Raw genomic sequence first — 3,438 nt, forward strand, 5'->3', positions numbered from 1 at the left:
CGGCGTCGCGCCCTGGCGGCAGCTCCTCGACGACCTGTCCTACAACCCGATTGTCGCGCCGCTGCGCGGGCCGGCGACCCGCGTGGGGCGGCTGCTCACCGCGACCCGCGCGGAACTGGCTGATCCGCTGACGCCCATCCTGGCCGTGGGTGCGGCAGCCTCGGCGATCGTCGGAAGCAGCGTCGACGCGTTGCTGGTAGCGGGCGTGATGACCGCGAACGCGGTCGCGGGTGGCGTGCAGCGGTTGCGTGCCGAAGCCGCCGTCGCCGAGCTGTTCGCCGAGCAGGACCAGTACGCCCGGCGCGTGGTTCTGCCCGCAGTCGCCACCACGCACCGCCGGCTGGAGGCCGCCCGCACGGTCGAGCGGACGGTGTCGGTGAGCGCGAAGTCGCTGCGGCCCGGCGACATCATCGACCTGGCCGCCCCGGAGGTCGTGCCGGCGGACGCGCGCCTGCTGGTGGCCGAGGACCTCGAAGTCGACGAGTCCTTCCTCACCGGCGAGTCGCTGCCGGTGGACAAGCAGGTCGAGCCGGTCGCCGTCGCCGACTCCGACCGCGCCAGCATGTTGTTCGAGGGCAGCACCATCGTCGCCGGGCACGCCCGGGCGATCGTTGTGGCGACCGGTGCCGGCACCGCCGCGCAGCGCGCGATCTCGGCCATCGCCGACGTAGAGTCGGCGGCCGGGGTGCAGGCCCGGTTGCGGGAGTTAACCAGCAAGGTTTTGCCGCTGACCCTGGCCGGCGGCGCGGCGGTCACCGCGTTGGCCCTGCTGCACCAGGGATCGCTGCGCCAGGCCGTCGCGGACGGGGTGGCCATCGCCGTGGCCGCCGTCCCCGAGGGCCTGCCGCTGGTGGCCACCCTGGCCCAACTGGCCGCCGCCCAGCGGTTGTCGCGCCGTGGCGTCCTCGTCCGCACGCCGCGGGCGGTCGAGGCCCTGGGCCGGGTGGAAACCGTGTGCTTCGACAAGACCGGCACGCTCACCGAGAACCGCCTGCGCGTCGTGCGCGGCATCCCGCACGACGCCACCGCGGACGGCGCGTTCCCCGAGGTCACCGCCCCGGAGTCCGTCACGGTGTTGCGGGCCGCCGCACGCAGCAGCACCCAGCCGCACAATGGCGGCGGCCACGCGCATGCCACCGACGAGGCGATCCTCAACGCCGCGAATTCCGTTGACGCGCAGTGGGCCTCGGATTGGACCGTGCTCGCCGACGTGCCGTTCGAATCCAGCCGCGGGTATTCGGCGGCGATCGGCGTGACCGGTGGGAACGGCGGCCCGATGCTGATGCTCAAAGGCGCACCGGAGGAGGTCTTGCCGCGCTGCCGCTTCGCCGATGCGGACGGCGGACCGGACCATGCCGAGGCGTTGGTGTTGCGCCTGGCCGAGCAGGGCCTGCGGGTCCTGGCGGTGGCGCAGCGCCGGTGGGAGCATGGGACCAGCGAGGACGACACCGACGTCGACGCCGTGGACGCCGCGGCGCACGAGCTCGAGCTGCTCGGCTACGTCGGGCTGGCCGACACGGCCCGCGCGTCGGCACGGCCGCTGATCGAGGCGCTGGTGCAGGCCGGCCGGCGGGTGGTGCTGATCACCGGCGACCACCCAGTGACCGCCCGGGCGATCGCCCGGCAACTCGGGTTGCCCGCGGACGCGCGCGAGATCACCGGCGCCGAGCTCGCCGCCTTCGGTGAGGAGGACCGCGCCAAGGTCGCCGCCGACGTCCAGGTCTTCGCCCGCGTCAGCCCGGAGCAAAAGGTGCAGATCGTCGCGGCGCTGCAGGACTGCGGGCAGGCGGTCGCCATGGTCGGCGACGGGGCCAACGACGCGGCCGCCATCCGGATGGCCGACGTGGGCATCGGCGTGAGCGGTCGCGGTTCGTCCGCCGCCCGCGGCGCCGCGGACATCGTGTTGACCGACAACGATCTGGGTGTGCTGCTCGACGCGCTGGTCGAGGGCCGCGGCATGTGGGGCGGGGTACGCGACGCGGTGAGCATTCTGGTCGGCGGCAATGTCGGCGAAGTGCTGTTCACCCTGATCGGGACCGCACTGGGCACCGGCCGGGCGCCGGTGGGCACCCGCCAGCTGCTGCTGGTGAACCTGCTCACCGACATGTTCCCCGCGCTCGCGGTCGCCGTCACCCCGCAGTACCCCGAGCCCGAAGAGGCCGAAGACGGCGTCGACCGCGATGCCGAGGAGCTCCACCGCGCCTTCCAGCTGGCGACGCTCTCCGGGCCTTCGCCCTCCCTAGACGCGCCGCTGATGCGGCAGATCGTCACCCGGGGCGCCGTCACGGCCGCGGGTGCGACGGCGGCCTGGGCCATCGGTCGCTGGACGCCGGGCACCGAACGCCGCACCTCGACCATGGGGCTCACCGCGCTGGTGACCACGCAGCTCGCGCAGACCCTGCTGACGCGCCGCCACAGCCCTCTGGTGCTGGGCACGGCGCTGGGCAGCGCGGGCGTCCTGGTCGCCATCGTCCAAACCCCCGGCGTCAGCCACTTCTTCGGCTGCACACCGTTGGGCCCGGTTGCCTGGACCGGCGTCATCGGCGCGACCGCGGGAGCCACGGTCGTCTCGGTGCTGGCGCCCAACTGGCTGGCGCAGCGGGTCGCCGCGCTGGAACCGAAGCAGGACTGAGGCTTTCGCCGCTAGCCGGACAGCTCCTTGCGCACCACCTTGCCCGCCGGATTGCGCGGGATGCTGGCGACGAGGTTGATGTCCCGGGGCTGCTCGAATCGCGAGACTTTGCCCTTGAGGTACTCCCGCAACGCCGCCTCATCGGTGTCACTGCCCGGCTGCAGCACCACGAACGCGGCCAGTCGGTGGCCGAACTTGTCGTCGGGAACGCCGATGACCGCGTTGTCGGCGATCGCGGGGTGCTGGGCGAGCGCGTTCTCGACCGCGCGCGGGTAGACGTTCTCGCCGCCGGAGATGATCATGTCGTCCTCGCGGCCGACGATGTAGAGCCGGCCCTCGTTGTCGAGGTAGCCCATGTCGCCGGTGCTGGTCATGCCGTCGACGACAGCCTTGGCCCCGCCCCCGGTGTAGCCCTCGCTCGCGAGTTCGCCACCGACGAAGATGCGCCCGGTGACGCGCGGCCCCACGGGCCTGCCGGTCTTGTCGAGGATGCGCACCGGGCAGCCGGCGACCGGTCGCCCGACGGTCTCGGGCGCTTCGCGCAACTCGGCCGGTGTCGCCAGGGCGCCGATGCCGACCTCGGTGGAACCGTAACCGTTGTAGAGGATCTCGCCGTAGGCGTCCATGAACCGCTGCCCGAGGGTGGGGTCGAGCCGGTCGCCGCTCGACATCACGACCCGCAGGTACGGCACCGGGTTGCGCGCGCGCACCCGGTCGGGCAGGGCGAGGATGCGGGCGAGCACCACCGGCACGGCGGTGAACGCGTCGGCGCGATGCAGCGACGCCTGCGCGAGTGCGGCCTCGGC

General features: G+C 73.3%; 2 protein-coding genes. One reads left to right on the plus strand and one right to left on the minus strand.

What is annotated here, in order from left to right:
* A partial coding sequence (locus A5695_RS12410) for a cation-translocating P-type ATPase (protein ID WP_156749606.1) occupies positions 1-2,632 on the plus strand: 2,632 nt, incomplete at its 5' end.
* 11 nt (positions 2,633-2,643) lie between these two features.
* On the opposite strand, the gene A5695_RS12415 is transcribed toward A5695_RS12410, so the two are convergent.
* Positions 2,644-3,438: AMP-binding protein (locus A5695_RS12415; protein ID WP_156749607.1), on the minus strand; the 795-nt coding region annotated here is incomplete at its 5' end.

Source organism: Mycobacterium sp. E1747, assembly GCF_001667775.1.
Classification (GTDB): domain Bacteria; phylum Actinomycetota; class Actinomycetes; order Mycobacteriales; family Mycobacteriaceae; genus Mycobacterium.